Here is a 292-nt window from a genome sequence, read left to right on the forward strand (position 1 = left end):
ATTTCGCGCAGATACATGCGCACGGGGTCGTCGGTCCGGTCCAGCTTTTCGGTTTGCGCACCGGCCAGCGCAACCTCGCGGTTGCTGTCGGTAGTGACCAGATCGGTCGAGCCCTTCTGCTCTTCCTCCTCGGCCTCTTCGTCTTCGATGATGTTGATGCCCATCTCGGACAGCATCGACATCACGTCCTCGATCTGTTCCGAACTGACCTGATCCGGCGGCAGGACCTGGTTGAGCTGATCGTAAGTGATGTAGCCTTTCTCGCGAGCCTCGGCGATCATCTTCTTGACCT

The 292-nt window shown here is 58.6% G+C and carries 1 pseudogene; it reads right to left on the minus strand.

The window, feature by feature from the left end:
* Positions 1-292: pseudogene (locus AC6RA4_RS22180) on the minus strand (RNA polymerase sigma factor region1.1 domain-containing protein); the annotation flags it as partial.

The organism is Salipiger sp. (genome assembly GCF_059781815.1).